This window comes from Stenotrophomonas sp. CASM114 (assembly GCF_049384325.1).
In the GTDB taxonomy this organism is placed as follows: Bacteria; Pseudomonadota; Gammaproteobacteria; order Xanthomonadales; family Xanthomonadaceae; genus Stenotrophomonas; species Stenotrophomonas muris.
Window position 1 is genome coordinate 1 of the sequence record NZ_JBMRGJ010000004.1, and the last position, 26,508, is coordinate 26,508.

The window sequence follows — 26,508 nt, forward strand, 5'->3', positions numbered from 1 at the left end:
CGCTGGCCGGCTTGTTGTCCATGCGCACGGTCTTCTCCGCGCCGTCATAGCGGTAGGTCACGTTGTAACCCTTCACCACGTCGTTGGTACCCATGGCAATGCGGTTGCCCGGCTTGCTGGCCATGCGCATGGTGCCGGTGGTGCCGTCCTCATTGCGGTAGGTCACGTTGTAGCCGGTGACGCGGCTCGACTCGGAGGTGGCGGTCTCGGTGTGGCACTGGCGCTCGGTGCGGTTGACCACGCGGCCACCCACATGGCGCTTGTCGATCTGGTTGCCGATGAAGCCGCCGGCCACGGCACCGGCGGCAGTCGCGGCCTTCTTGCCGTTGCCGCCACCGACCTGGTTGCCGAGCAGGCCACCGACCACAGCGCCAACCACGGTACCGCCAACGTTGCCATCACGTTCCGGCAGGCGCTCCTGCACCGTCACGTCCTGGCAGACTTCATGAGGAGTCTGGGTCGTGGACGTTTCGCGCACCGCATCGGTGCCGATCACGGTGGCGTAGGCCTTCTGTTTCTCGGTGATCGGGTCAACCTTCAGCACATCGGCATATTCAAGCCCGCGCGGCGCGGACGGGTCCAGCTTGTCACCACGTGCGCCGTCGTCAGAAGCGTTACCTTCAACGAGGCGCGATTCACCATTGGGGGTTCCGGCGCTGATGGAATCGGGCGACTTGTCACCACTCTTCATGAAGGCGGCGGTGGCGATGCCACCGACCAGCAGCGCGCCCGCTGCGACCAGGACAGTTGTAGTTGTGCTTTTCATGACCTGCTCCTTGCGGACCATCCGCAACGTTCTCGGGGCAGATTGCAGCATGCGCTGCCTGAACGGAATCTCCACATTTCCTGCTCATTCCGATAACCCATTCAGCATCGGGAAATGCTGGGCCCGTGGTAGCGTTTGCACATTCCCCACGAGGCTCCCCGCCATGGCCAACCCGATGCTGCTGCCGGTACTGCAATGGGCCCGCCGGCTGCGCTACCCCACCCTGTTCAAGCTCACCGCCGGCCTGTTCGTGCTGACCTTGTTCATCCCGGACCCGATCCCGTTCGTCGATGAGCTGGTGCTGGGCTTCGGCACACTGCTGCTGGCCAACTGGAAGAGCCGCAACGCCGCAACACCTCCGCCGCTGGAACAGCGTTGAGCATCCTGGTTGACAGCCACTGCCATCTGGATGCCAGCGGGTTCGACCGTGACCGCGCTGCGGTGATCGAGCGTGCGCAGGCCGCGGGGGTGCGCCAGCAGGTGGTACCGGCGGTGACCGCGGCCAGCTGGCCGAAGCTGCGTGAGGTCTGCCAGCAGGCGCCGGGGCTGTACCCGGCCTACGGCCTGCATCCGATGTTCCTGGCCGATCACCAGCCCGGGCACCTGCCACTGCTGCGCGAGTGGATCGAGCGCGAACGCCCCTGCGCGATCGGCGAATGCGGCCTGGACTTCTTTGTCGAAGGGCTGGACGCCGACGCCCAGCAGGCGTATTTCATCGGCCAGCTGGAACTGGCCCGCGAATTCGAGTTGCCGGTGATCGTGCACGCGCGACGCGCGGTGGATGCGGTGATCGCCGCCATCCGCCGCGTCGGCGGCCTGCGCGGCGTGGTGCACAGCTTTTCCGGCAGCCCGGAACAGGCCGCGCAACTGCACAGGCAGGGCTTCCTGCTCGGCCTCGGTGGCCCACTGACCTACGATCGCGCGCAACGGCTGCAGCGGCTGGTGCGCGAGATGCCGCTGGAACAGTTGCTGCTGGAAACCGACGCGCCCGACCAGCCCGACGCCGGCATCCGCGGCCAGCGCAACGAGCCAGCGCGGCTGGCGACCATTGCCCGGCACGTGGCCGCACTGCGCGGGATGGAGCTGGATGCCGTGGCCCGGGCCACGACGGAGAATGCGCGGCGATTGTTCGCGCTGCCGGCAATGTAACGGGCAGGTGCCGGCCGCTGGCCGGCACGATCCATCACACCTCGCTGGCCTCGACCGCTTCCACCTTCACCTTCTTCGGCTCCAGCAGCATCTCCAGCGCCTTGCCAACCGCCGCGAAGGCGAACGCGCCGGTAATGTGGGTTGCCGCGCCCAGGCCGGCGCCACAGTCCAGCTTCAACGCCGCATCGGCGCCCAGGTTCGGACGGATGCCGCAGACGCTGCCATCGGCCTGCGGGTACTTCACATTCTCCAGCGAATACACCGCCGGTACGCCGAAATAGCGCTTGGCGTTCTTCGGGAAGTTGAATTCGCTGCGCAGCTTCTTGCGGATCAGCGCCAGCATGGCGTCGTGCTCGGTGCGAGAGACATCGCGGATGCGCACCAGGGTCGGGTCGGTACGGCCACCGGCGGCACCGACGGTCAGCAACGGCAGCTTGCGGCGGCGGCACCATGCGATCGTCTCGACCTTGACCCGGAAGCTGTCGCAGGCATCGATCACCAGATCGAACCCCCGGTCCAGCAGCTCGGCCATGTTGGACACGGTCAGGAATGCCTGCACCGCGTCGACCTCGATGTCCGGATTGATCGCACGGCAACGCTCGGCCATCGCCTCGGCCTTGTTGCGGCCGTAGTTGCCTTCCATCGCCGGCAGCTGCCGGTTGGTGTTGGACACGCAGATATCGTCGGCATCGATCAGGGTCAGGTGGCCGACGGCCGAACGGGCCAGCGCCTCCACCACCCACGAGCCGACGCCGCCCATGCCGACCACCGCCACGCGGCTGCCCTGCAGGCGCTCGAGTGCACCCACGCCGTACAGCCGTTCGATGCCGGCGAAGCGCTGTTTGACCTGTTCGTTCATCGGGCTATTTTAACGTGCAGGTGCTGGCGCCCGCAGTACGCCGGCGTCGAACCCACCGTTGCACGCCCGGAGTGCCCGCATGAATGCCAGCCTGCCCCGCCGCCTGTCCAGCGCCCATCGCTACCTGTTCGTGCTCTGCCTGGGCCTGCTGATCGGCCTGATCGCCACGGTAATGGTCGGCCGCGCCCTGCAGGCGCGTCGCGATCCGTTCCCGGGCAGCCTGATGCAGGTGATGCAGCGGCAGTCACAGCTGCTGCAGCAGGCCCAGCTGCAGAACCGCTGCAGCCTGGCTGACAGCGTGCCGCGGCTGCAGGTGCTGCGCCTGCTGTCCAATGACCTGGACCAGGCGTTTCCCGGGCTGAAGGACAGTGCGCAGTTCCAGCAGCACGCCAGCCAGCTGCGCGGCAACCTCAACACGGCGCTGGCCTCACCCCCCGGCGACTGCAGGGCCCTCGCCCAGCTGGTGGAAACACTGCAGGCGGACTGCCGCGCCTGCCACCAGGATTTCCGCTGAGCCGCATTCATCCTGCAGCCGGGCAGCACGCACACGGTTGGCGCGTTGTTCACGTTCGAAAGGAGAGGATTCGTCCACCCTGCTGCACGACGCAGTACCACCCAACCCACCCGCCTTCACGGCCAGGAGACGCCCCATGAAGATCCAGCTCATCGCCGCCAGCGCCATCGCTACCCTCGCGCTGGCTGGCTGTGCCACCTCGCCCGGTTACAGCGGCGGTGGTTACAACAACGGCTACAACAACGGCGGCTACGGCAACAATGGCGGCTACAACCAGGGCCGTTGCGCTGACTGTGGCATCGTCACCCGCATCAACACCGTGCCCTCGGGCCGCACCGCGCCCAGCGCGACCGGCGCGATCCTCGGCGGCATCGTCGGCGCCGTGGCCGGCCATGAAATCTCCGACCACACCGGTGGCAGCCGTGGCAACAAGAACATCGCCGCCGCCGCAGGCGCGGTCGGTGGTGCCCTGGCCGGCAACCAGATCCAGAAGAACGTCACCAGCGATACCTATGACATCAGCGTGCGCATGGATGATGGCCGCACCATCGTGGTCAACCAGCGCGATCTCGGCGGCATCCGCGAGAACACCTACGTGCGCGTCGTCAATGGCAAGGTCATCCTGCGCTGACCTGCACCGGGCCAACGGCAAAGAAAAAGGCCCGCTTGCGCGGGCCTTTTTCATGCCGACGGGCGGCGGGTATTACACCGGCTGCACCTTGTCAGCCTGCAGGCCCTTCTGGCCCTGCACGACTTCGAAGCTCACAGTCTGGCCTTCCTTGAGGCTCTTGAAGCCCTGGGTCTCGATGGCGCGGAAGTGCACGAACACGTCCTCGCCATTCTGCCGGCTGATGAAGCCGAAGCCCTTCGCATCATTGAACCACTTTACGGTACCGGTCTCGCGCTCAGCCATCTCACTAACTCCCTTTGACTCTCTCTTGTTGTTGGAAACGCCCGGTGGGCGGCTGACAAGCAAGGGGGAAGCGAGGTGCATCGATGCAGCGGATCGGAAAGATCTTGCTTCATCAGGCCACGATCCACGGTGACCTTGCCAAGCTCAGCGACTGCAACTTAACCCGCCCCAAACGAAAAAGCAACTGGCAAAATCTTTCACTGTCAACCCCAAAACGGCCACCATACGGGACAGCATGGGACTCTCATTCATCTTATATCTGCTAGCGGTCATTTTTGTCCTGATCGGCATCGCCGGCATCATCCTGCCGGCCCTCCCGGGCATCCCGCTGGTGTTCATCGGGCTGCTGCTGGCGGCCTGGGCCGACGGCTTCGCCCACGTCGGCTGGCCCACCCTGGTCGCGCTGGGCGTGCTGACCCTGCTTTCACTGCTGGTGGACGTGCTCGCCACCGTAGTTGGCGCGCAGCGCGTCGGCGCCAGCCGCAAGGCCCTGTGGGGCACCTTCGTCGGCAGCATCGTCGGCCTGTTCTTCATGCCCATCGGCCTGTTTGCCGGACCGCTGGTCGGCGCCCTGCTCGGCGAGTACTGGCACACCCGCGAACTCGGCCGCTCGACCAAGGTGGGCCTGGCGACCTGGCTCGGCATCCTGCTCGGCCTGGCACTGAAACTGGCGGTGGTGATCGCGATGCTGGGCCTGTTCGCGTTCGCCTGGTTCTTCTGAGCCACCTAGCCTTCACGCCACGCGCACGCCGTGGCCGTGCATAAACGGTGGGGCTGGCCGCGATCCGGTGCAGCCGCCACACTGTGCGATTCCCGTATCCATCGAAGGGCCTGCTGCAATGACCCTCCCCACGCTGCTTCCCCGTCTGGCGCCGCTGGCGCTTGCCCTGGCCAGTGCACCGTTGGCTGCGCAGGAGTTCGCGCCCAGCGCCGACACCTCGCCGGCCGCCTGCGCGGCGATCACCACCGACGCGGCCCGCCTGGCCTGCTATGACCGCCTCTTCGGGCATACCCCGGAGGCCACCGCCGCCGCCGATGCCGCCGCCGAATCGGCTGCGCAGGCGCGCCGCGAGGAACGACAGACCGCGCGCGTGAGCCAGGGCGAGGAAAAGCTGCGCGAGCGGGTCAGCGACCTGTTCCGTCCGGCGGCACCGGACAGCGCGCTGGCCAATGCTGGCCGCGGTTCGCTGCTGGACAGCCGCTGGGAGCTGGCCGAGGACTCCAAGCTGGGGCCCTTCCAGCTGCGTGCCTACAAGCCGGTGTACCTGCTGCCGGCGTTCTGGACCAGCGACCGCAACACCACGCCGCATTCGCCGAACCCGGCCAACAGCGTGACGACCCCGCAGGTACTCGACAGTACCGAGCTGAAGTTCCAGATCAGCTTCAAGACCAAGATCGCAGAGAACCTGTTCGGCGACAACGGCGACATCTGGGCTGGCTACACCCAGAGTTCGCGCTGGCAGGCCTACAACAGCGAGGATTCGCGCCCGTTCCGCGAAACCAACTACGAACCCGAAGTGATGATGGTGTTCCGCAACGGCTACTCGATCGGTGGCTGGCGCGGGCGCATGACCGGTATCAGCCTCAACCACCAGTCCAACGGACGAGCCGATCCGCTCTCGCGCAGCTGGAACCGGGTCATGCTCAACATCGGCCTGGATCGCGAGAACTGGGCGCTGGTGCTGCGCCCGTGGTACCGCATCCCGGAAAGCCGCAGCGAAGACAATAATCCGGACATCGAGGATTACATGGGCCGGGGTGACGCGACCCTGATCTGGAACCGCAACGGGCATGAAGTCGCGCTGATGGCGCGTCATTCGCTGCGCACCGGCAGCCGCTCCCACGGTGCACTGCAGCTGGATTACGGCTTTCCGATCAGCAATCTGCTGCGTGGCCATGTGCAGGTCTTCGACGGCTATGGCGAGAGCATGATCGACTACAACCACAAGGCCACCTATGTGGGCGTGGGCGTGTCGCTGCTGGAGTGGTTCTGATGGACGTGACGATCTGGCACAACCCGGCCTGCAGCAACTCGCGCGGCGCACTGAAGCTGATCCGCGATGCGGGCTTCGACCCGGTGGTGATCGAGTACCTGGGCACCCCACCCGACGCGGCCACGCTGCGCCAGGTGCTGGCCGAGTCGGCCCTGAGCGCGCGCGACCTGGTGCGCAGCAAGGAGACTCAGTTCGCCGAACTCGGGCTGGAAGATGCCGACGATGCCACCCTGCTGGCTGCGATGGCCGAACACCCGCGCCTGATCAACCGCCCCGTGGTGCGCACGCCCAAGGGCACACGGCTGTGCCGCCCGCCGGAAACGGTGCTGGAGATCCTGTAACGGAAAAGGGGACGGAGGGGATTAAGTCGTTTGTGCACAAACGACTTAATCCCCTCCGTCCCCTTTTCTGGTTACCGCCAGTCGGTGATGCCTTCGCGGCGGTAGGCCTCGGCGAACGCCGGGCGCGCCTTCATCGAGGTGGCATGTGCCTTGAGCGACGGCCAGGTGTCACTGGGCCTGGGCATGTTGCGCGACCAGCGCATCAGCATCACCAGCATGTAGTCGACCACGCAGGGCGTGGCGCCCAGCAGGTAGGGCCCATGCGCCAGCAGGTGCGTGGCCACATGCTGCCAGGCCGCTTCCAGGCGCTGTCGCGCCATCTCGCGACTGGCCTCCACGTTTGCCTCGCCCGCCACCTCGTGCGGATAGAACCAAGCGCGATAGGCCGGCTGCAACGTATTGGCACACCAGAACATCCAGCGGTAGGCATCGGCGCGCTGCGGCGTGCCCAGTGCCGGCAACAAACCGGCGTCCGGATGGCGGTCGGCCAGGTACAGGGCGATCGCCGCCGCTTCAGTCAGTACCAGGCCATCGATCAGCAGCGTCGGCACCACGCCGGCCGGATTCAGTGCCAGGTACTCCGCCGACTTGTGCTCGCGCGCGTCGAAATCCAGCAGCACCAACTCGTGCTCGATGCCGAGCTCGATCAGCAGCCAGTGCACCACCAGCGCGGCGGTGCTTGTCGAACCATACAGCGTGGTGCTCATGCGGCGGATCCTGTGCAGGTGGGCCGGCCGATTATGCGCCCGTGCGGGAGCCGTCGCTCAGCCGCAGCTGCTCATGCAGGTATCGCGGCGCTCGCCACAGGACATCATCGGCGCGCGCAGCGTGCAGTCATGCGTCTTCAGTTCGCAGGCACGGCGCAGGTCCGGGTTGTCCACGTCCTTGCAGCGCTTGTCCGGCGCCGGCACCATCCGCTGCTCGCAATTGCTCTGGCGGCTGCCGAGAGAGTCATTCTGCGCCATGCAGCTGCGGTAGCTGGCCTGGCACTGCATGCGGCATTGCGCCGATGCAGGGAAATCCGCGCCTTCGTACGACGCCGGGGTGCTGCAGCCGGCCAGGGCCAGCAGCACGCCGGCCACGATGAAGCGATGCAGGGCCATGGACACGTCCTGTGCGAGGGTGTGCCAACCGTAGCAGAGCCAGGGCTACAGGCGCGTTAATCCTGCCTCCAGATACAGCAACGGCGCCACACGGGCGCCGTTGTCTGGACCGAAGCGTGCGGGAATTACTCCACCACCACCGGAATCTTGCCGATGCGGGCCTGCCACTCGCGCGGGCCGGTCTTGTGCACCGATTCGCCGGCGGAGTCGACGGCCACGGTCACTGGCATGTCCTGCACGGTGAACTCGTAGATCGCCTCCATGCCCAGGTCAGCGAAACCGACCACCTTGGCCGCCTTGATCGCCTTGGACACCAGGTAGGCCGAGCCACCGACGGCCATCAGGTAGGCCGACTTGTGCTTCTTGATCGCCTCGATCGCGGCCGGGCCGCGCTCGGCCTTGCCGACCATGCCCAGCAGGCCGGTCTGTGCCAGCACCTGCTCGGTGAACTTGTCCATGCGGGTCGCCGTGGTCGGGCCGGCCGGGCCCACCACTTCGTCACGCACCGGATCGACCGGGCCGACGTAGTAGATGAAGCGGCCCTTCAGATCGACCGGCAGCTGCTCGCCCTTGTTGAGCATGTCGACCATGCGCTTGTGCGCGGCGTCGCGGCCGGTGAGCAGCTTGCCGTTGAGCAGCAGGGTCTGGCCCGGCTTCCAGCTGGCCACGTCTTCCGGGGTGATCGTATCCAGGTCCACCCGGGTGCCCTTGGATGCGTCGTAGGTCAGCTTCGGCCAGTCTTCCAGCGACGGCGGGTCCAGCATCACCGGGCCGCTGCCATCCAGGGTGAAGTGCGCATGGCGGGTGGCCGCGCAGTTCGGGATCATCGCCACCGGCAGGTTGGCCGCGTGGGTCGGGTAGTCGTTGATCTTGATGTCAAGCACGGTGGTCAGGCCACCCAGGCCCTGCGCACCGATGCCCAGCGCGTTGACCTTCTCGTACAGCTCCAGGCGCAGCTCCTCGATGCGGTTGGACGCACCACGGGCCTGCAGCTCGGTGATGTCGATCGGCTCCATCAGCGCTTCCTTGGCCAGCAGCATCGCCTTCTCGGCGGTGCCACCGATGCCGATGCCCAGCATGCCCGGCGGGCACCAGCCGGCGCCCATGGTCGGCACGGTCTTCAGCACCCAGTCGACAATCGAGTCGGACGGATTGAGCATGGCGAACTTGGTCTTCGCTTCCGAACCACCGCCCTTGGCGGCGACGATCACGTCGACCTTGTTGCCCGGCACCACCTTGACGTTGACCACGCCCGGGGTGTTGTCCCTGGTGTTGATGCGCTTGCCTGCCGGATCGGCCAGCACCGAGGCGCGCAGCTTGTTGTCCGGGTGCATGTAGGCGCGGCGCACGCCTTCATTGGCCATGTCTTCCACGCCCATGGTGGCGTCATCCCAACGCACGTCCATGCCGATTTCCAGGAAAACGGTGACGATGCCGGTGTCCTGGCAGATCGGGCGGTGGCCCTCGGCGCACATGCGCGAATTGATCAGGATCTGCGCCATCGCTTCCTTCGCGGCCGGCGACTCCTCGCGCTCGTAGGCGGCGGCAAGGTTCTTGATGTAGTCGACCGGGTGGTAGTACGAGATGTACTGCAGCGCGTCGGCGATGGACTGGATGAGGTCTTCCTGCTTGATCGATGTCACGTCTTGCTCGCTTGCTCGAGGCTGGCGGGGGTAATCCACCCATTTTACCCCCTCCCCCGGCCGCAGGTAGAGTCAGGGGTCAGATCCCTTTCCCTGGGAAAGGGATCTGACCCCGCCTCCTCTGTCACGCCACGCGCCACTGCGGCGTCCTTGCCCACATGAACGCCGAAACCGCTTTCCAGACCCACCGCCCGCGCCTGATGGCGCTGGCCTACCGCCTGCTCGGCAGCCGCACCGACGCCGAAGACGTGGTCCAGGACGCCTGGCTGCGCTGGTCCGGCGCCGATCCTGCGGCCGTCCGCGATGCCGAGGCCTGGCTGGTCACCACCACCACCCGGCTCGGCCTGGACCGGCTGCGTGCGGCCAAGCGCGAGCGCGTCCACTACGTCGGCCCATGGCTGGCCGAACCGCTGGCGGTCACCCTGGAGCCGGACCCGGCGCCCGGTCCGGCCCAGCTGCATGCGCTGGCCGACGACGTCTCGGTCGCTTTCCTGACCCTGCTCGAACAGCTCGGCCCCGAGGAACGCGCCGCCTTCCTGCTGAAGGAGGCGTTCGACCACGACTACCGTGAGATCGCCGAGCTGATCGGCCACAGCGAGGCCAACTGCCGGCAGCTGGTGCACCGTGCCCGGCAACGCCTGCAGGCCGGACGACCGCGCTTCAATGCCGATGCCAGCCAGCACCGGCAGCTGCTGGCGCGCTTCATGGAGGCCTCGCAGCGCGGCGACAGCGAAGCGATCCAGGCCCTGCTGCACGCCAACGCGGTACTGGTTTCCGACGGCGGTGGCGTGGTCACTGCGGCCGTGCGGCCGCTGCTGGGCGCCGAACGCATCGGCCGCCTGTTCTGGGCCATCGCCCGCCGCGGCGCGGTGCATCCCGCCCAGCTGGGCTACGTCAACGGCGAGCCGGCGATCCTGCGTTTCCAGGGTGAGCGCCTGCATTCGGTCACCACCATCGAAGTGGTCGATGGCCGCATCGCCAACGTGTACAGCGTGTTGAATCCGGAAAAGCTGCCGGGTGCTGTCACGCGCGATGACGGTACGGCGTCCTGGTAGTGAAAGGCGGCCACCGTGGCCGCCGTGGAGCCGAAAATGTCCGACCACGCCTCTCCCCGCGTCCCCTACACCCGCCTGGCCGCCGAGGCCTTCAAGGGCCTGCTGGCCACCAGCCAGGCGGTGCATGACAGCTCGATCGATCCGACCCTGATGGAACTGGTGTTCCTGCGCGTGTCGCAGCTCAACGGCTGCGGCTACTGCATGGACATGCACGGCACCGCGCTGCGCAAGGGCGGCATCGAGCCGCGCAAGCTGGACACCCTGCCCGCCTGGCACGAAAGCCGCTTCTTCGATGCCCGCGAGCGCGCGGCACTGGGCTGGGCCGAGGCGCTGACCCGGCTGACCGACGGCGCGCCGTCGCAGGCCGCGTTCGATGCACTGGCACCGCACTTCGATGAGAAGGGCATCAGTGACCTGAGCATGGGCATCGCGGTGATCAATGCCTGGAACCGCCTCGGTGCGGGGTTGCTGCCGCCGCTGCCGGCCTGACCCACCCCGCCTTTGACAGTTCACCGGTGATGCCGGTAGGTGTCGACCTTGGTCGACACGGTAGATCCACGCTACGCATGGATACGGGAGGGTCGGATCCCTTCGCTTCGCGAAGGGCTCTGACCCGCTGTGGGTCGCTGGGGTCAGAGCCCTTTGCCGCGCAAAGGGATCTGACCCCGGTGCCGGCAACACGGCTGCACTGACTCCCCCTGCACGTATCACGCGCGCACAATACGCGCATGCCTGCCACCCCCCCCGTTGGCGCTGCCGCCGCGAAGAAACCCAGCCTGCGCCAGCGCTTCAAGGCGATGCGCAACCTGCCGCCGTTCCTGCGCATGGTCTGGCAGACCAGCCCCGCGCTGACCCTGGCCAGCCTGGGGCTGCGCCTGATCCGTGCGCTGCTGCCGGTGGCGATGCTGTACGTCGGCAAGCTGATCATCGACAGCGCCCTGCACCTGAGCCAGCACGACGCCGGTTTCCCGCCGCTGGGCGAGGCGCTGTCCAGCGGCATGCTCAATCCGCTGCTGGGCCTGCTGGCGCTGGAATTCGGCCTGGCCATCGCCTCGGACCTGCTCGGCCGGCTGGTCAGCTACGCCGATGCCCTGCTCTCCGAGCTGTTCGCCAACGTCACCAGCATCCGGCTGATGGAACACGCGGCGACGCTGGATCTGGAGGACTTCGAGGACCCGGACCTGCAGGACAAGCTGGACCGTGCGCGGCGCCAGACCATGGGCCGGATGAACCTGATGAGCCAGCTGTTCGGCCAGGTGCAGGACGCGATCACCGTGGCCAGCCTCGCCGTCGGCCTGCTGGTCTACGCGCCGTGGCTGATCCTGCTGCTGGCGCTGGCACTGGTGCCGGCCTTCATCGGCGAATCGCACTTCAACGCGGCCGGCTACAGCCTCAACTTCCAGTGGACGCCCGAGCGCCGCCAGCTCGACTACCTGCGCCAGCTCGGTGCCAGCGTGGAAACGGCCAAGGAAGTGAAGATCTACAACCTGCACCGCTTCCTGGTCGAGCGCTATCGGCGCCTGTCGGTGGCGCTGTTCCAGGCCAACCGTGCCCTGGCACGGCGCCGCGCGTTCTGGGGCACGCTGCTGGCTGCGCTGGGCACGCTGGGGTATTACACCGCCTACGCCTACATTGCCTGGCGCACGGTGCGCGGCGACTTCTCGATCGGCGACCTGACCTTCCTCGCCGGCAGCTTCCTGCGCCTGCGCCAGCTGCTGGAAGGCCTGCTGATCGGCTTCTCGCAGGTGGCCAGCCAGGCGCTGTACCTGGATGACCTGTTCTCGTTCTTCCAGATCGAACCGGAAATCCACTCGCGCGAAGGCGCCGTACGCGTGCCGCAGCCGATCCGCCAGGGCTTCGTGTTCGAGAACGTCGGTTTCCGCTATCCCGATGCCGAACAGTGGGCGGTGCGCCACCTCGATTTCCAGCTGCAGGCCGGCGAAGTGCTGGCCCTGGTCGGCGAGAACGGCGCCGGCAAGACCACCCTGGTGAAACTGCTGGCACGCCTGTACGAACCGGACGAGGGCCGCATCCTGCTCGATGGCCGCGACCTGCGCGACTACGACCTGGACGACCTGCGCGCCAACCTCGGGGTGATCTTCCAGGACTTCGTGCGCTACAACCTCAGCGCCGGCGAGAACATCGGCGTCGGCCAGGTCGAGGCGATGGACGACCAGGCACGCATCGCCGATGCCGCGCGCCGCGGCATGGCCGAGGAAGTGATCGAGGAGCTGCCCGGTGGCTACGACCAGCTGATCGGCCGCCGTTTCAAGCAGGGCGTGGACCTGTCCGGTGGCCAGTGGCAGAAGATCGCCATTGCCCGCGCGTGGATGCGCAATGCGCAGGTGATGATCCTGGATGAGCCAACGGCAGCGCTGGATGCGCGCAGTGAGTTCGAAGTGTTCCAGCGGTTCAGGGAACTGGCGGATAATCGCACCGCCGTATTGATTTCCCACCGTTTTTCCTCGGTCCGCATGGCCGATCGCATCCTGGTGCTGGCCGATGGCCGGATCGAGGCCAGTGGCACCCACGCCCAGCTGATGGCACAGGGCGGCCGCTATGCCGAGCTGTTCGAGCTGCAGGCGGCGGGTTACCGCTGAGAACGCCTCTCGTTCCGCCCAATGAGAACCCGTCTCATTTGAGATAGAATTCCCCCGACGACTTTTGACAGATACGCCCATGTCCTCCGCTTTTGGCGCCGAAACGGTGCTTGAGGTCCGTCACTGGACCGACGCCTACTTCAGTTTCACCACCACCCGCGACAGCGGCTTCCGCTTCGAGAACGGCCAGTTCGTGATGATCGGCCTGGAAACCGAGGCACGGCCGCTGCTGCGTGCGTACTCCATCGCCAGCGCCAACTGGGAAGAGCATCTGGAGTTCTTCAGCATCAAGGTGCAGGACGGCCCGCTGACCTCGCGCCTGCAGCACATCAAGCCGGGCGACAAGGTGCTGGTCGGCAAGAAGCCCACCGGCACCCTGCTGATCAGCGACCTGCACCCGGGCAAGAACCTGTACCTGCTGGGCACGGGTACCGGCATGGCGCCGTGGCTGTCGGTCATCAAGGACCCGGAGACCTACGAGCGCTTCGAGAAGGTGATCCTCTGCCACGGCGTGCGCTACGAAAAGGATCTGGCCTACCGCGATTACTTCGAGAGGGAGCTGCGTGAGCACGAGTTCCTGGGCGAGATAATCGGCGACAAGCTGCTGTACTACCCGGCCGTCACCCGCGAGCCGTTCGCCAACCAGGGCCGCCTGACCTCGCTGATGGAAAGCGGCCAGATGCAGCGCACCCTCGGCCTGCCGGAGCTGAGCCCGGAAAACGACCGCGCGATGATCTGCGGCAGCCCGCAGATGCTGGCCGACCTGCGTGCTGTACTCGATGCCCGCGGTTTCCAGGTTTCGCCGCGCATCGGCCAGCCGGGCCACTACGTGTTCGAGCGCGCGTTCGTCGAGAAATGATGCTGCAACGGTAGTGCCGGCCGCTGGCCGGCTCTTCCTGGCCCACGGGATTGCCGGCCAGCGGCCGGCACGACCTCACAGCAGCGCTTCGATCTCGCCGCGCAGCTGCTCCGGCCGGGTGGTGGGCGCATGCCGCGACACCACCCGCCCCTGGCGATCGACCAGGAACTTGCTGAAATTCCACTTGATGCGGGCACTGCCGAGCACGCCGCGCTTCTCCCGCGCGAGCCACCTCCAGAGCGGGTCGGCCCCCTCGCCGTTGACCTCGATCTTTTCCGACAGCGGGAAGCTGACCGGATAGTCCAGCGAACAGAACTGGCGGATCTGCGCGGCATCACCGGGCTCCTGCGCGCCAAACTGGTTGCACGGGAAGCCGATCACCACCAGGCCGCGCTCGCGGTAGTCCTGCCACAGCTGCTCCAGCCCGGTGTACTGAGGCGTGAAGCCACAGCGGCTGGCGACGTTCACCAGCAGCAACGGGTGGCCCTGGTACCGGGCCAGCGCCTGCGGCTGGCCGTCGAGGTCACGGAAGCTGAAATCGTAGGCGGTGGTCATGGCAGCGGGCCGTGGGCGGTGAACGCATGGTACCCGCGCCCGGCCCCGGCAACATGCCTTTTGACACAAGTGCAGTCGCCGCCGGCCGGGTTACCCTCGGGCCCTTGTTTGCCTTACCGGAGCTTCTACCTTGACCACTCGACTTGCCCTTGCCGTGGCCATGTCCCTCGGCCTTGCCCTGCCCGCCTTCTCGGCCGGCGCCGCCACCCCGGCTGCCAGCACCAATGCCCAGCAGGCCAACCCGTTCTTCGCCGAAAGCCCGCTGCCGCTGCACTTCCCGCAGTTCGACAAGATCAAGGACAGCGACTTCGCCCCGGCCTTCGACGCCGGCATGGCGCAGCAGCTGAAGGAAGTGGAGGCGATCGCCAACAACAAGGCCAAGCCGACCTTCGACAACACCATCATCGCGCTGGAAAAGAGCGGTGACATCCTCGACCGTGCGACCACCGTGTTCTTCAGCCTGGTCGGCGCCGATACCAACGACACCCGCAAGAAGCTGCAGGCCGACTACTCGGCGAAGTTTGCCGCGCACAGCGATGCGATCGCGCTGAACGGCAAGCTGTTCGCCCGCATCCAGGCGCTGTACGACACCCGCAGCCAGCTGGGCCTGGACGCCGAAGGCGTGCGCCTGGTCGAGAAGTACTACGACAATTACGTGCGCGCCGGCGCCAAGCTGTCCGAGGCCGACAAGGCCACGCTGAAGGACATGAATGCCGAACTGGCCAATCTGGGCACCAAGTTCAGCCAGAACGTGCAGTCGGAAGTGAACGCTTCGGCGATCACCGTCGACGACGTCAAGGAGCTGGCTGGCCTGTCCAAGGAGCAGATCGCCGCCGCCGCCGAAGCCGCCAAGGCGCGTGGCCTGGAAGGCAAGTACGTGATCACCCTGCTCAACACCACCGGCCAGCCGCCGCTGACCAACCTGGCCAACCGCGCCCTGCGCCAGAAGATCTACGAAGCCTCGACCACCCGCGGCAGCCGCGGCGGTGAGTTCGACAACACCGCGCTGGTCTCGCGCATCATGCAGTTGCGTGCCGACAAGGCCAAGCTGATGGGCTTCCCGAACTTCGCTGCCTACAACCTGACCAACCAGACCGCCAAGACCCCCGAAGCGGTCAACGCGATGCTCGGCAAGCTGGCTCCGGCCGCGGTGGCCAATGCCAAGCGCGAAGCCGCCGACCTGCAGGCGATGATCGACAAGGAGCAGAAGGCCGCGCGCAAGCCGACCTTCCAGCTGGAACCGTGGGACTGGGCCTTCTACAGCGAGAAGGTGCGCCAGGCCAAGTACAACTTCGACGAGTCGCAGCTGAAGCCGTACTTCGAACTGAAGAACGTGCTGGAGAACGGCGTCTTCTACGCCGCCGGCCAGGAATTCGGCCTGACCTTCAAGCAGCGCACCGACCTGCCGGTCTACCACGATGACGTCACCGTCTACGACGTGTTCGACGCCGATGGCAGCCAGCTGGCGATCTTCATCTTCGATCCGTATGCACGCGCCTCCAAGCGTGGCGGTGCGTGGATGAACTCCTACGTCTCGCAGTCCAAGCTGACCGGCTTCAAGCCGGTGGTCGCCAATCACCTGAACATCCCGAAGCCGCCGGCCGGCCAGCCGACCCTGCTGACCTGGGATGAGGTGAACACCACCTTCCACGAGTTCGGCCACGCCCTGCACGGCATGTTCTCCAACGTGAAGTACCCCTACTTCTCGGGCACCTCGGTGCCGCGCGACTTCGTCGAGTTCCCCTCGCAGGTCAACGAGATGTGGGCCGACAACCCGGTCATCCTGAAGAACTACGCCAAGCACTACCAGAATGGTTCGGCGATGCCGCAGGCCCTGCTGGACAAGGTGATTGCCGCATCGAAGTTCAACCAGGGCTTTGCCACCACCGAATACCTGGGGGCGGCGATGCTGGACCAGAACTGGCACCAGATCGGCCCGGACCAGGTGCCGGCGGCCAAGGACGTGATGGCCTTCGAGCGCGCCGCGCTGGAGAAGGACGGCATCTATTACGCGCCGGTTCCGCCGCGCTACAAGACCCCGTATTTCAGCCACATCATGGGCGGCTACTCGGCCGGCTACTACGCCTACATCTGGTCGGAAGTGCTCGACGCCAACACCCAGAAGTGGTTCAAGGACAACGGCGGCCTGAGCCGCAAGAACGGCGACCACTTCCGCGCCACCCTGCTGTCCAAGGGCGGCAGCGTCGACGCGATGCAGCTGTTCCGCGATTTCGCCGGCCACGAGCCGCAGATCGAACCACTGCTGGAAAAGCGCGGCCTGACCGGCGCCGGCAACTGATCGCCAGCGCAGTCGCCTGAAACGAAAACCGCCCGGGAGACCGGGCGGTTTTTTGTTGTGGTCGGGGTCAGAGCCCTTCTCTGCGAAAAGGGATCTGACCCCGGGGTCGGATCCCTTTCCGACGGAAAGGGCTCCGACCCCAGCCACGCCATCAACGCGGCGCCACGTACCCACCCGGCACGCCTTCCGGCGACAGCACCAGCTGCCACAGCTGCGCGTGCCGGCAGCGGAAGGTGGCCATCGACCCGGCCAGGTAGAAGCGCCACATGCGCCGGAAGTGCTCGTCGTAGTGCGCATCCAGCCGCGGCCACGCTGCTTCCACGTTGCGCCGCCATGCCTGCAGGGTCAGGTCGTAGTCGGTGCCGAAGTTGTGCCAGTCCTCCAGCACGAAACGGCCTTCGAACGCCTTGGTGATCTGCACCGCCGACGGCAGCATCGAGTTGGGGAAGATGTAGCGTGCAATCCATGGATCGGTGCGATGCCGTGAGACGTTGGTGCCGATGGTATGCAACAGCAGCAACCCGCGCGGCGACAGGCAGCGCTTGGCCACTTCGAAGAAACTGGCGTAGTTCTTGTCACCGACGTGCTCGAACATGCCGATCGAGAAGATCGCATCGAACGGCTCGTCCAGTTCACGGTAATCCTGCAGGCGGATCTCGATCGGCAGGCCAGCGCACAACTGCCGCGCGAACTCGGCCTGCTCCTGCGATATGGTCACGCCGACGCCGCTGACACCGTAGCGCTCGGCGGCGAACTTCAGGGCTTCGCCCCAACCGCAGCCAATGTCCAGCACGCGCTGGCCCGGGCGCAGGCCCAGCTTGCGGCAGACCAGGTCGAGCTTGGCCTCCTGTGCGGCGTCGAGGTCGTCGGCGTTGCGCCAATAGCCACAGCTGTAGACCAGGCGCTGGCCGAGCATGGCCTGGTAGAGATCATTGCCGAGGTCGTAATGGCGGCGACCGACTTCGTAACTGCCCTGCCCCGCCTGCAGGTTGAACAGGCGCGCCTTCAGCGCGTCTGCCACTTCGCGCCAGCCGTGCACCCGTTCATCCAGGTGCGCCTGCATCAGGTGGACGAGGAATTCATCCAGGACATTGGCATCCCACCACCCCTCCATGTAGCTCTCGCCCAGGCCGAGCGAGCCGTGGCCCATGACCCGCGCGAAAAAACGCGGGTCATGCACCTGGATGTCCTGTGGCTGGGTGCCGCCGATGCGGACCCCGGCTTCGTGGAGCAGGCCGGCGACCCGCTCCTGCAACCCTGTATCCACGCCACCTCCTCGACTGCGGTCAACCGCGTGCGAACAGCTCCACGTAGTCCTTGGCCACGTGAGGCAACAGCACCGCCGTCGGTACATCGGCGGTCTGGGTGCCGTCCGAGTATGGACCCACCTGGTACGGCGGGAAAACAAAGCGCAGCGCGGTGATCTGCCCCTTGTCGTCGGTCAGTGGCTGGAACTGGCTGAAATTGTCGGCCTGCGGGCCGGTTCCGTCGGCGATCATGCGCGATGCGTTGCGCAGCGATTCCTGCAGCTGGGCCGGGTCCATGTCCTCGCCACTGAGGCGGGTGGCCACGCGTTCGCGCAGCTGGTCGGCGACGAAATCACTGATCGCCTTCCAGCCCTTGGCATCGGCCACCAGCTTGTCGGCACTGAGCATCTGCTGCTGCTGCGGCAGCCACACGAAGCGCGCCACCAGCGGCTCGCCGTGGGCGCCACCCGTGTAGCGGCTGCCGTCGGCACTGACCACCACCAGCTGCGGGGTTTCAAGCAGCTTCTCGAAGCTCAGCGACAGCTCGTAGGGCATGGTCGGCTTGTCGTTGCCCAGCCCGTCCAGCGCCTGCTGCAGGTCGCTGCGCGCACTCGTCGCATAGCTCTGCAGCGCGCGGGCCAGGCCCGGATAACGGTCGATACCGGCCGGGTAGCTGATGCCTACCACTTCGCGCTCGTTGTTCTCGATCACGTCGCGCAGGTCCAGCGGCGCTTCCGTGGCCGGCGTTTCGCCTGCGGCAGTGGCTTCGGCGGCGGGCGCCGCGTCGGTCGCCGGTGCCGGCTCGCTTTCACGCTGGCAACCGGCCAGCAACAGCACGCCCACCACGCCGGCCAGCACGCTGCCGCGCAGTGGCCGGTTGTTTCCAATCTTCATCGGGATCCCCTGTTCATGTTTGTACATCATCGCCTGCCATGGCTGAAGCGTGACCCGCTGGCGTTCAGCCAACGAGCAGGTCGTGGTACTCCTCGTGGCGCTGCAGGAAGGCTTCGGCGTAGGAACATGCCGGCACCACCTTGTATTTCTGCTCGCGGGCGAAACGCAGTGCCACGCGGGTCAGCTCACCGGCGATGCCACGGCCGGCGATCGGCTCGGGCACCTCGGTATGGGTGATGACCATGCGCCTGCGCTTGATCTGGTAATCGAGCACCGCCAGCTGTCCGCGCACACGTGCGGTGAAGCGGTGGTTGGCCAGGTCGTGCTCGACCTCATAGGCCAGACCGGGGGGCGTGACCGAAGCCATGGAACTGTCTCCTGCGGCGACTGCGTGGATGGTGCGCAGCCGGGCGCCATGATCGCGTGAAGCCTGAACAGGGGCAAGTCCAGTCCATTCACGTCAGTTTTCGCCCTCAAGCTGGAGGTGGGCCGGCCGCTATCGCCTATGGAGGGGTATGGCCAGGCTGGCACGACCCTTGCGACCGTTGACCATGCGCACCACCGTGGAGGCTCCCATGCACGCCAGCAATTCCCATTCCGATACCGACCGCGCCCTGCTGGAGGGCCTGCTGCAACTGGCGGTGGAAGGGCAGACCGAGGATCAGGATTTCCAGCGCATCGGCGAGGAAGTGTTCGCCCGCCTGCTGGATACCTACGGTCAGCAGACCGCAGCCTGACCCGGCCGGGGCGGATCGGACCCGATCCGCCCCGCTACCCGCATCAACCGCCGCCGAGGCGGAAGGTCGGGTTGGAGAGTTCGCGCAGGAAGTGGGTGAAGATGCTCGGCTGCATGGCCAGCATGAAGATCACGCCAAACGCCGCACCTGCCAGGTGCGCGCTGTGGTTGATGCGGTCGCCACCGCGCCTGTCCATCCAGATGCTGTAGCCGACGTAGAACGCGGCATAGATGATCGCCGGTGCCGGGATGAAGAACACCAGGATGATCGACCACGGCTTGATCAGGATGAAGGCGAACAGCACTGCCGATACCGCCCCGGACGCCCCGAGGCTGAGGTAGTTCGGGTTCTTCTGGTTCTTCAGGTAGCTGGGCAGGATCGAGACCAGCAGCGCGCCGATGTAGAACGCCGGGTAGGTCAGGTAGCTGCCGGTCAGCTGCACCATCACGCTCTCGATGAATCCCCCGAAGAAGAACAGGGTGATCATGTTGAAGATCAGGTGCGACCAGTCGGCGTGGATGAAGCCATAGGTCACCAGCCGGTCGTACTGGCGGTGACGGTCGATGGCCGGCGGCCACAGGATCAGGCGGTCGGCCAGCTTGCGGTTGTTGAACGCCATCCACGACAGGATGGCGGTGATGGCGATCAACAGCAGATTGACGGGGGTCATGTCAGGCTCAGGCGGTACGGTAGTTGTCGACCATACGATAGCGTTTCGCGTACCAACCGAAGGCCAACGCCGCGACGAAGGCGAAGCCGGCGAAGAAGAACATCAGGAACGCCGCCTCGCTCAGGCCCGTGCCCGCGATCTGGTGGGTGACCGTGTCGTTGCGCACCGCTGCGTTGGACAGCAGCACCCACAGGTTGCCGATGGTGGTGGTCAGGTTCCAGAAGCTCATCACCACGCCCTTCATCGCCTGCGGTGCCTGGCTGTAGGCGAACTCCAGGCCGGTGGCCGAGACCAGCACCTCACCGAAGGTCAGCAGCGCGTACGGCAGCATCTGCCAGAAGATCGACATGGCGTTGCCGCCGTCCATCACCACCTGGATGCCACCCACCACGATCCAGGCCAGGCCACTGAAGGCGATGCCGGCGGTCATGCGGCGCAGCGCGGTCGGTTCGAAGCCGAAGCGGCGCAGGGCCGGATACAGCACCAGGTTGTTGAACGGAATCAGGATCATCACCAGCAGCGGGTTCAGCGCCTGCATCTGCGAAGCGGTGAACCAGCTTGGCATCTGCATCTGCTGGCCCTGCAGGACCCAGGTCGAGGCCTTCTGGTCGAACAGCGAGAAGAACGGCGTGGTCAGCGCGAAGATCACCAGCACGCGCAGTACCGAGCGCACGCCTTCCACGGCTTCGGCCGGATGCTGGCCACGGGCGCGGTCCAGCTGCAGCCAGGTGCCGCCACCGATGCCGGCAAGGATGGCCACCAGCGCCAGGCACAGGCAGATCACGATGCCCAGCGAACCGACCAGGCCGAACGAGGCCACCGCCAGCGCCAGGCCAAGCACGGCGATCACCAGGCCCGGACGGCCCTGGCCAGCCACGCGCGTGGTCAGCGCGGTACGCACCACGTTGGCGAACGAATGCGGGTCCTTCGGCGGCAGCGGCACCAGCACGTAGCGCCTGCGGCCCAGCCAGAACACGAAGGTAGCGATGAACATCAGGATGCCCGGGATGCCGAACGCCCACTGCGGGCCCCAGTTCTTCAGCACCAGCGGGATCAGCAGCGAGGCGAACAGCGAGCCGAAGTTGATGATCCAGTAGAAGGCGTCGAAGACGATCTTGGCCAGGTGCTTGTTGCTCTGGTCGAACTGGTCGCCCATGAACGAGGCCACCAGCGGCTTGATGCCGCCGGCACCGAGCGCGATCAGGCCCAGGCCGAGGAAGAAGCCCTCGCGGCTGTTCTCGAACAGCGCCAGGCACAGGTGGCCGGCGCAGTAGACCAGGCTGAACCAGAGAATGGTGTGGTACTTGCCGAAGAACCTGTCGGCCAGCCAGCCACCGAGCAGCGGGAAGAAATACACGCCGATCATGAAGCTGTGCATGATGTCCTTGGCTTCACCGGCACGGCCTTCGGCAGTGATTTCCTGCAGCAGCAGCGAGGTGATCAGGAACTGCACCAGGATGTTGCGCATCCCGTAGAAACTGAACCGCTCGCAGGCCTCATTGCCGATGATGTACGGAATCTGGCGCGGCATCTTTCCCTGGCCGGCGATGGGGGCGACTGCGTCGTGGCTCATCCTGTAAGGCATTCCTGCAAAGCGAAAGGCGCAAGGTTACCGGAACCGGGGCTTGCGAAGCACGCTGCAGGGCTGCATGACAACGGTGCCAATCCATGGCAGGCGGTGCAGGCCCTGCCGGAAGTCACGGCACCTGCACGACAAAAGCGTAAACTTATCGTTATGCGCCCCCTCGCCCACGCCCGCCTCCTGCTCAGCTGCCTTGCGCTGTTGCTGGCGTTGCAGGCGCAGGCACGACCACAGGCGCCGGCCGCCGTTGCCAGCGAGAGCGACCCCAGGCAGCTGACGGTCGCCGCGCTGGAGCTGCCCAGCCGCGATGACGCGCAATGGAAGCAGCGCCGCGAGCAGGTCGCACAGCTGCTGACCGAGCTGCAGCCGGACGTGATCTCGGTGCAGCAGGTGCTGCAGCAGCAGGGCCGCAACCCGGCCTGCTGGCTGGCCAGCCGGCTGCGCTACAGCTGCGACTTCGTTACCGCCGATCCGCCCAGCCAGCCGCTGCGGCATGGCAACGCCATGCTGACCCGGCTGCCGGTCAGCGAGGACGGCGTGACCCTGCTGCATCCTCCCGGCACCTTCAGCGCGGCCGGCATGATGCGGCTGAGGCTGGGCGAGGCGCTGGTCAACATCTATGTGGCGCGGCTGCGCCCGGACCCGGACGAGGCCAGCGCCCGCCAGCACCAGACCAGCGACCTGATGACCTGGATCGGCGCCACCGCCGAAGGCATGCCGAGCCTGATTGCCGGCGATTTCTCGGCCAGCACGGTGGAACTGGTGCGCAGCACGCCGGGGTTCCAGCCGGCCCGGCGCAATCCCGGCGGCCGTGCCGAGGCGCCGGCGGCCAGTGGGGGCGGCAGCAGCGGCCACGGCCTGGATGTGCTGTTCCAGGTCAAGCACTTTGGCGGCATCCGCCAGCAGCCGATCCTGCTGCCGGCCGACGGCGACCTGCCCGGCCTGCGTCTGGGTGTGATGGCGACCCTGCGCCTGCAGGGCGATACGGCCACCGCGGAATAAGTAGTGCGGGCCGCTGGCCGGCTCCCCCGGTACTGCACGGTTGCCGGCCAGCGGCCGGCACTATCGAACGACTGCTGCAACAGAAAAGGCCGGGGTCTCCCCCGGCCTTCTCATGTCATCCTGTCACGCGATCAGGCGATCGCTTCCTGGTAACGGCGCTCGACTTCGTTCCAGTCGATGACGTTGAAGAACGCGCCGATGTATTCCGGGCGGCGGTTCTGGTACTTCAGGTAGTACGCGTGTTCCCACACGTCCAGGCCGAGGATGGGGGTGTTGCCTTCCATCAGCGGGCTGTCCTGGTTGCCGGTGCTCTCGACCACGACCTTCTTGTCCGGGGTCACGCTCAGCCACGCCCAGCCACTGCCGAAACGGGTCAGCGCGGCCTTGGTGAAGGCATCCTTGAACTTGTCGAAACCGCCCAGGTCCTTGTCGATGGCCTTGGCCACGTCGCCCACCGGGTTGCCGCCGGCATTGGGGGCCATCACGGTCCAGAACAGCGAGTGGTTGGCATGGCCACCACCGTTGTTGCGCACCGGGCCCTGCAGGTTCTCCGGCAGCGACTTGAGCTTCTTCACCAGCTCTTCGACCGGCAGGTCAGCGTACTCGGTGCCTTCCAGCGCCGCGTTGACGTTGTTGATGTAGGTCTGGTGATGCTTGGTGTGATGGATTTCCATCGTCGCCGCATCGATATGCGGTTCCAGCGCGTCGTAGGCGTAGGACAGCTTGGGCAGGGTGTAGGCCATGATGCATCTCCTGATTGCGAGGGCACCCGACGATGTCGGGCGGTGCGCGGTGAATGATGGGGACAGACCGCCAGATTACCAAGGGGGATGTAAAGGAAATTGCGTCCTGCCAGTGAGCACGACGGCAATTGTTACGCAGCAGTGACGCAGCGCGCTCCTCATGCACCGTGCAGCGCACAGGCGCTACAGTGCGTGTACTACCCTCGCCCGCCCCTGCCCATGCGCAACCCCCGGCTGCTGATCACCGCCATCGCCCTGCTGCTGCTCGGCCTGGTCGCCAACCATTTCCTGCAAAGGCCGCCAGCGCCGCAGTTCGCGCCCGACCTGCAGGGCACGCCGGTCGCGCGCGCGCCGGCCACCGCCTCGCCCGGCAAGGACAGCGGACTTCCCGCGTTCCTGCCCGCCGAAGCGCGCGCGACCATCGCCCTGATCCAGCGTGGCGGTCCATTCCCGCACCGCCAGGACGGCAGTACCTTCAGCAACCGCGAGCAGCAGCTGCCGCAGCGCGCGCGCGGCTACTACCGCGAATACACCGTCGACACCCCTGGCGCGCGTACGCGTGGCACGCGTCGCATCGTCACCGGCGGCGATCCGCCGGAAGCGTGGTACTACACCGACGACCATTACGCGTCATTCCGCAGCTTCGCCGTACCGGCCCAGGGAGTCCAGTGATGAGCCACGATGATTTCGGCCTTGGCCTGCATGACATCAACAACGCCGGCGTCTACGCCATCGACAGCGACGACATCGGCGCACTGGCCGCGGCGATGCGCGATGCCGGCCTGAAAGTGATCCGCATCGATCTGGAGGGCGTCGCGGACAAGCGCACCCTGCTCGCCCGGTTGGCCGCACAGCTGGATTTCCCGGCCGGTTTCGGCGGCAACTGGGATGCGCTGTCGGACAACCTGCGCGACCTGCAATGGCTGCCGGCCAATGGCTACGCGCTGTTCCTGGCCGACGTGGACGCGCTGCGCGCCGGTCCGCAGAAGGACTTCGACACCCTGCTGGACGTGATGGACGAGACCAGCCGTGACTGGGTCGGCCGCGACGTACCGTTCTGGGTGTTCCTGTCGCAGAGCGCGTAAGGTCACTGCCTTGGCCGGCATGCACTGACGCCTTGGCAGAGGCCGACCTTGGTCGGCGCTTCTGTGCCAACCAAGGTTGGCATCTACCAAAGCGCCGGCCGGCCAGCACGTGGGCACGGCCCCTGTCTAGCGGCTCCCGTTGTTTTCCTGCAGTTCCTTCTTGAACGGGATGTCCGGCGGCGGTCGTGCCACGGCCGGCTGGTCCTGCATGTTGGGGTTGGTCAGGCCACAGCCGCCACCGGCCTGCAGGATCGAAATGACGCAGGAGATCCTTGTGTTGGTGCCCGGCAATGGAATCTCCATCGCCTTGACGCCCTTGCGCACCCATTCGGCCAGCAGCGATTCCTGCGGCACCCAGTATTTGTCGAACGAGGTCGGCGTGTAGTCGTACGGCGGGCGCTTCAGCCAGGTGCCGGACTGCGCAATGCGCTCCTTGCTCCAGCCGTCGTTGGCACCGCCGGGCGCACCGCGCGCGGCATGGCCATCGCCCTCCTGGCCAGGCACGCGCACGCTGCCATCGGCATTGAACAGGCCGCTGCCCTTGCCGGCGGTACTGGCCTGGCGGGTACCGTTGCTGCTGCCGTCGCGGTTGCGGCTGGAAGACCCCCAGTCATCGCCCTTGGCAGGCGTCGCCCAGTTGCCTGGATCAGGCGCCGGGCGCGCTCCCGCGTTTGCGGGTGTGCTGCTGGATGCTGACGGACGCGCGCTGCTGCTCGCCTGCGTCGCGCTGCCCTGGGCCGCAGTCGCGGGCGTCGCCGTGGCACTGCCACTGGAGGATGCCGGCGCTGCCACCGGTGCCGAGGCCACTTCACGTTCCCGCACCTGCACGTCGCGGCCTGTGGGCGCGCGTACGGCGGGCTCACGCCCGGCCACCGCCGCCATCCGCACCTGCGGATCGGCCACGGCCTGCACTTCACGTTCGCGCACCTGCACGTCCTGCTGCGGCACGCGCACCTGCACTTCCGGGCTGCGCAGCAGTTGGGGAGCGACCGGCGCGTCGACCGTACTGACTTCGCGTTCGCGCACCTGGATGTCACGCACCTGCGGCGTGCGCACGGCCAGTTCCGGGGTACGCACCGGGCTTGGTGTCGGCGGCGCCTGCACCGGCTGCACGCTGCGCTCGCGCACGGCGGATGTGCTGTCACGCGGCACGACGCTGACTTCGGTGCGCGGCACACTGACCGGCGGCACCACGAAATCCGTGCTGGCCTGCGCCACTTCGGTGGCCTGGACGGGCGAAGGCGGCGGCGCGGCCACCGGCGCCGGCTCGGCGTCGGCCGGCGGTGGTGGTGGAACGCTGGCGGTCGGCGCGGATGCCGGGGATGAGGCGGTGGTTTCGGCAGCCACCGGACGTGGCGCAGGGGCCGAGGCAGCGCCCGCCTCCTGGCCCGGCGCAACCCGACCTGCCGCCGCAGCCGCAGCCGCTTCGGCGCCCGGCTGATCGCCACCGCCTTCCTGCGACGCGCGGCCGACGAACTCCACCTGCACGCGCTCGCCCTCGGTGCCCTCTTCGTCCGGCGCGCTGGTACGGATCACCGCCACCCACAGCAACAGCACGAAGAACAGCAGGTGCAGCAGTGCACTGACCAGTGCCGAGGTCCAGCGCATCCAGCGCTGGTCGCGCGGCGCGGCGTCCCAGTCCTGCCAGAACAATCGGCGCAGCGCCTGCCACGGCGACAGCCGCGGCGACTGGCCTGGCGGGCCCGGCAGCGGGCGCGGCAGGAAAACTGCGATCACCTCGCGGGCATGGAACGGCCGCGGCAGTGGCCCCAGCGAGCGCAGCCACAGCGCCCAGCCATAGGGCAGGCGCGTGGACTTCTCGAGGACGGCGCGGGGCTGCTGGCGCGCCAGCAGCAGGTCAATGAGTTGCTCGGCCCGGGTCAGAGGCACGCGTCAGC

General features: G+C 66.7%; 30 protein-coding genes. 16 read left to right on the plus strand and 14 right to left on the minus strand.

Annotated elements, in window-relative coordinates:
* Positions 1-766 (minus strand): glycine zipper 2TM domain-containing protein (locus VG566_RS06000; protein WP_423172720.1); only part of this gene is annotated, 766 nt, incomplete at its 3' end.
* 163 nt (positions 767-929) lie between these two features.
* Between VG566_RS06000 and VG566_RS06005 the strand changes: the two genes are divergently transcribed.
* Together VG566_RS06005 and VG566_RS06010 are read left to right on the plus strand one after the other, a co-directional pair.
* Positions 930-1,145 (plus strand): DUF6116 family protein, encoded by a 216-nt coding sequence (locus VG566_RS06005; protein WP_014647716.1) that lies wholly within the window; start codon positions 930-932, stop codon positions 1,143-1,145.
* On the plus strand, positions 1,142-1,915 hold the full coding sequence (locus tag VG566_RS06010; protein WP_241884740.1) for a TatD family hydrolase: 774 nt from the start codon (positions 1,142-1,144) through the stop codon (positions 1,913-1,915). Before VG566_RS06005 ends, VG566_RS06010 begins: the two co-directional genes overlap by 4 nt.
* Before the next feature lie 34 nt (positions 1,916-1,949).
* Here the strand turns inward: VG566_RS06010 and VG566_RS06015 are convergent, their stop codons facing one another.
* The gene (locus tag VG566_RS06015; RefSeq protein WP_241884739.1) at positions 1,950-2,774 is read right to left on the minus strand and encodes a tRNA threonylcarbamoyladenosine dehydratase; all 825 of its coding nucleotides are present in this window, start codon (positions 2,772-2,774) and stop codon (positions 1,950-1,952) included.
* 79 nt (positions 2,775-2,853) lie between these two features.
* On the opposite strand from VG566_RS06015, the gene VG566_RS06020 reads away from it, so the two are divergent.
* Both VG566_RS06020 and VG566_RS06025 read left to right on the plus strand, forming a co-directional pair.
* Positions 2,854-3,288 (plus strand): cytochrome c, encoded by a 435-nt coding sequence (locus tag VG566_RS06020; RefSeq protein ID WP_134809084.1) that lies wholly within the window; start codon positions 2,854-2,856, stop codon positions 3,286-3,288.
* A 136-nt stretch (positions 3,289-3,424) separates the two neighbouring features.
* Positions 3,425-3,919, plus strand: coding sequence for a glycine zipper 2TM domain-containing protein (locus tag VG566_RS06025; RefSeq protein WP_005417545.1), 495 nt, complete (start codon positions 3,425-3,427; stop codon positions 3,917-3,919).
* 72 nt (positions 3,920-3,991) lie between these two features.
* Here the strand turns inward: VG566_RS06025 and VG566_RS06030 are convergent, their stop codons facing one another.
* Positions 3,992-4,201 (minus strand): cold-shock protein, encoded by a 210-nt coding sequence (locus tag VG566_RS06030; protein WP_014647720.1) that lies wholly within the window; start codon positions 4,199-4,201, stop codon positions 3,992-3,994.
* A gap of 235 nt (positions 4,202-4,436) precedes the next feature.
* Here VG566_RS06030 and VG566_RS06035 point away from each other — a divergent pair, with 235 nt between their 5' ends.
* From VG566_RS06035 to arsC, 3 genes are all read left to right on the plus strand, one after another.
* Positions 4,437-4,922 carry a DUF456 domain-containing protein gene (locus VG566_RS06035; RefSeq protein ID WP_032958895.1) on the plus strand — a complete coding sequence of 162 codons (486 nt, stop codon included), beginning with the start codon at positions 4,437-4,439 and terminating at the stop codon, positions 4,920-4,922.
* A 118-nt stretch (positions 4,923-5,040) separates the two neighbouring features.
* Positions 5,041-6,195, plus strand: coding sequence for a phospholipase A (locus VG566_RS06040; RefSeq protein WP_032958894.1), 1,155 nt, complete (start codon positions 5,041-5,043; stop codon positions 6,193-6,195).
* On the plus strand, positions 6,195-6,536 hold the full coding sequence (arsC, locus tag VG566_RS06045) for an arsenate reductase (glutaredoxin) (RefSeq protein ID WP_014647723.1): 342 nt from the start codon (positions 6,195-6,197) through the stop codon (positions 6,534-6,536). The genes VG566_RS06040 and arsC overlap by 1 nt, the downstream gene beginning before the upstream one ends.
* Positions 6,537-6,607: 71 nt before the next feature.
* Here arsC and VG566_RS06050 read toward each other — a convergent pair whose 3' ends face one another.
* The 3 genes from VG566_RS06050 to VG566_RS06060 all read right to left on the minus strand — a co-directional run bounded on the left by VG566_RS06050 (position 6,608) and on the right by VG566_RS06060 (position 9,282).
* Positions 6,608-7,243 (minus strand): glutathione S-transferase family protein, encoded by a 636-nt coding sequence (locus tag VG566_RS06050; protein ID WP_014647724.1) that lies wholly within the window; start codon positions 7,241-7,243, stop codon positions 6,608-6,610.
* A 57-nt stretch (positions 7,244-7,300) separates the two neighbouring features.
* A complete protein-coding gene (locus VG566_RS06055; protein WP_014647725.1) occupies positions 7,301-7,639 on the minus strand; it encodes a hypothetical protein in 339 nt (112 codons plus the stop codon).
* Between the two features lie 125 nt (positions 7,640-7,764).
* The gene (locus VG566_RS06060; protein ID WP_014647726.1) at positions 7,765-9,282 is read right to left on the minus strand and encodes a fumarate hydratase; all 1,518 of its coding nucleotides are present in this window, start codon (positions 9,280-9,282) and stop codon (positions 7,765-7,767) included.
* A gap of 158 nt (positions 9,283-9,440) precedes the next feature.
* On the opposite strand from VG566_RS06060, the gene VG566_RS06065 reads away from it, so the two are divergent.
* The 4 genes from VG566_RS06065 to VG566_RS06080 all read left to right on the plus strand — a co-directional run bounded on the left by VG566_RS06065 (position 9,441) and on the right by VG566_RS06080 (position 13,796).
* A complete protein-coding gene (locus VG566_RS06065) occupies positions 9,441-10,337 on the plus strand; it encodes an RNA polymerase sigma-70 factor (RefSeq protein WP_241884738.1) in 897 nt (298 codons plus the stop codon).
* 36 nt (positions 10,338-10,373) lie between these two features.
* A complete protein-coding gene (locus VG566_RS06070; protein ID WP_046431628.1) occupies positions 10,374-10,826 on the plus strand; it encodes a carboxymuconolactone decarboxylase family protein in 453 nt (150 codons plus the stop codon).
* Between the two features lie 239 nt (positions 10,827-11,065).
* On the plus strand, positions 11,066-12,937 hold the full coding sequence (locus VG566_RS06075) for an ABC transporter ATP-binding protein (RefSeq protein ID WP_164109480.1): 1,872 nt from the start codon (positions 11,066-11,068) through the stop codon (positions 12,935-12,937).
* Between the two features lie 79 nt (positions 12,938-13,016).
* The gene (locus VG566_RS06080) at positions 13,017-13,796 is read left to right on the plus strand and encodes a ferredoxin--NADP reductase (protein WP_241884737.1); all 780 of its coding nucleotides are present in this window, start codon (positions 13,017-13,019) and stop codon (positions 13,794-13,796) included.
* 75 nt (positions 13,797-13,871) lie between these two features.
* On the opposite strand, the gene VG566_RS06085 is transcribed toward VG566_RS06080, so the two are convergent.
* On the minus strand, positions 13,872-14,351 hold the full coding sequence (locus VG566_RS06085; RefSeq protein WP_014647731.1) for a glutathione peroxidase: 480 nt from the start codon (positions 14,349-14,351) through the stop codon (positions 13,872-13,874).
* A gap of 130 nt (positions 14,352-14,481) precedes the next feature.
* On the opposite strand from VG566_RS06085, the gene VG566_RS06090 reads away from it, so the two are divergent.
* Entirely contained in the window at positions 14,482-16,650 is a 2,169-nt protein-coding gene (locus VG566_RS06090; RefSeq protein ID WP_014647732.1) for a M3 family metallopeptidase, read from the plus strand.
* A 151-nt stretch (positions 16,651-16,801) separates the two neighbouring features.
* Here VG566_RS06090 and cfa read toward each other — a convergent pair whose 3' ends face one another.
* Genes cfa through VG566_RS06105 form a run of 3 tightly spaced genes read right to left on the minus strand, consistent with a single transcriptional unit; the run spans position 16,802 to position 19,158 of the window.
* Positions 16,802-17,917, minus strand: a complete 1,116-nt coding sequence (gene cfa, locus VG566_RS06095) for a cyclopropane fatty acyl phospholipid synthase (RefSeq protein ID WP_049405890.1) — start codon at positions 17,915-17,917, stop codon at positions 16,802-16,804.
* A gap of 19 nt (positions 17,918-17,936) precedes the next feature.
* On the minus strand, positions 17,937-18,818 hold the full coding sequence (locus VG566_RS06100; RefSeq protein WP_241884736.1) for a DUF3298 and DUF4163 domain-containing protein: 882 nt from the start codon (positions 18,816-18,818) through the stop codon (positions 17,937-17,939).
* 37 nt (positions 18,819-18,855) lie between these two features.
* Complete coding sequence (locus VG566_RS06105) at positions 18,856-19,158, minus strand: GNAT family N-acetyltransferase (RefSeq protein WP_006455911.1); 303 nt, start codon at positions 19,156-19,158, stop codon at positions 18,856-18,858.
* 208 nt (positions 19,159-19,366) lie between these two features.
* On the opposite strand from VG566_RS06105, the gene VG566_RS06110 reads away from it, so the two are divergent.
* On the plus strand, positions 19,367-19,528 hold the full coding sequence (locus tag VG566_RS06110) for a hypothetical protein (RefSeq protein ID WP_014037806.1): 162 nt from the start codon (positions 19,367-19,369) through the stop codon (positions 19,526-19,528).
* 43 nt (positions 19,529-19,571) lie between these two features.
* On the opposite strand, the gene VG566_RS06115 is transcribed toward VG566_RS06110, so the two are convergent.
* Complete coding sequence (locus VG566_RS06115) at positions 19,572-20,198, minus strand: rhomboid family intramembrane serine protease (protein ID WP_014647735.1); 627 nt, start codon at positions 20,196-20,198, stop codon at positions 19,572-19,574.
* 7 nt (positions 20,199-20,205) lie between these two features.
* A complete protein-coding gene (locus tag VG566_RS06120; protein ID WP_134809087.1) occupies positions 20,206-21,771 on the minus strand; it encodes an oligopeptide:H+ symporter in 1,566 nt (521 codons plus the stop codon).
* 162 nt (positions 21,772-21,933) lie between these two features.
* Between VG566_RS06120 and VG566_RS06125 the strand changes: the two genes are divergently transcribed.
* Positions 21,934-22,782 (plus strand): endonuclease/exonuclease/phosphatase family protein, encoded by an 849-nt coding sequence (locus VG566_RS06125; protein WP_049405898.1) that lies wholly within the window; start codon positions 21,934-21,936, stop codon positions 22,780-22,782.
* 131 nt (positions 22,783-22,913) lie between these two features.
* Here the strand turns inward: VG566_RS06125 and VG566_RS06130 are convergent, their stop codons facing one another.
* Positions 22,914-23,525, minus strand: coding sequence for a superoxide dismutase (locus tag VG566_RS06130; protein WP_005410310.1), 612 nt, complete (start codon positions 23,523-23,525; stop codon positions 22,914-22,916).
* A gap of 219 nt (positions 23,526-23,744) precedes the next feature.
* On the opposite strand from VG566_RS06130, the gene VG566_RS06135 reads away from it, so the two are divergent.
* The gene (locus VG566_RS06135) at positions 23,745-24,197 is read left to right on the plus strand and encodes a ribonuclease domain-containing protein (RefSeq protein ID WP_241884735.1); all 453 of its coding nucleotides are present in this window, start codon (positions 23,745-23,747) and stop codon (positions 24,195-24,197) included.
* Entirely contained in the window at positions 24,197-24,610 is a 414-nt protein-coding gene (locus tag VG566_RS06140) for a barstar family protein (RefSeq protein WP_014647739.1), read from the plus strand. Before VG566_RS06135 ends, VG566_RS06140 begins: the two co-directional genes overlap by 1 nt.
* 126 nt (positions 24,611-24,736) lie before the next feature.
* Here the strand turns inward: VG566_RS06140 and VG566_RS06145 are convergent, their stop codons facing one another.
* Entirely contained in the window at positions 24,737-26,500 is a 1,764-nt protein-coding gene (locus VG566_RS06145) for a hypothetical protein (RefSeq protein ID WP_241884734.1), read from the minus strand.
* Positions 26,501-26,508 lie beyond the last annotated feature (8 nt).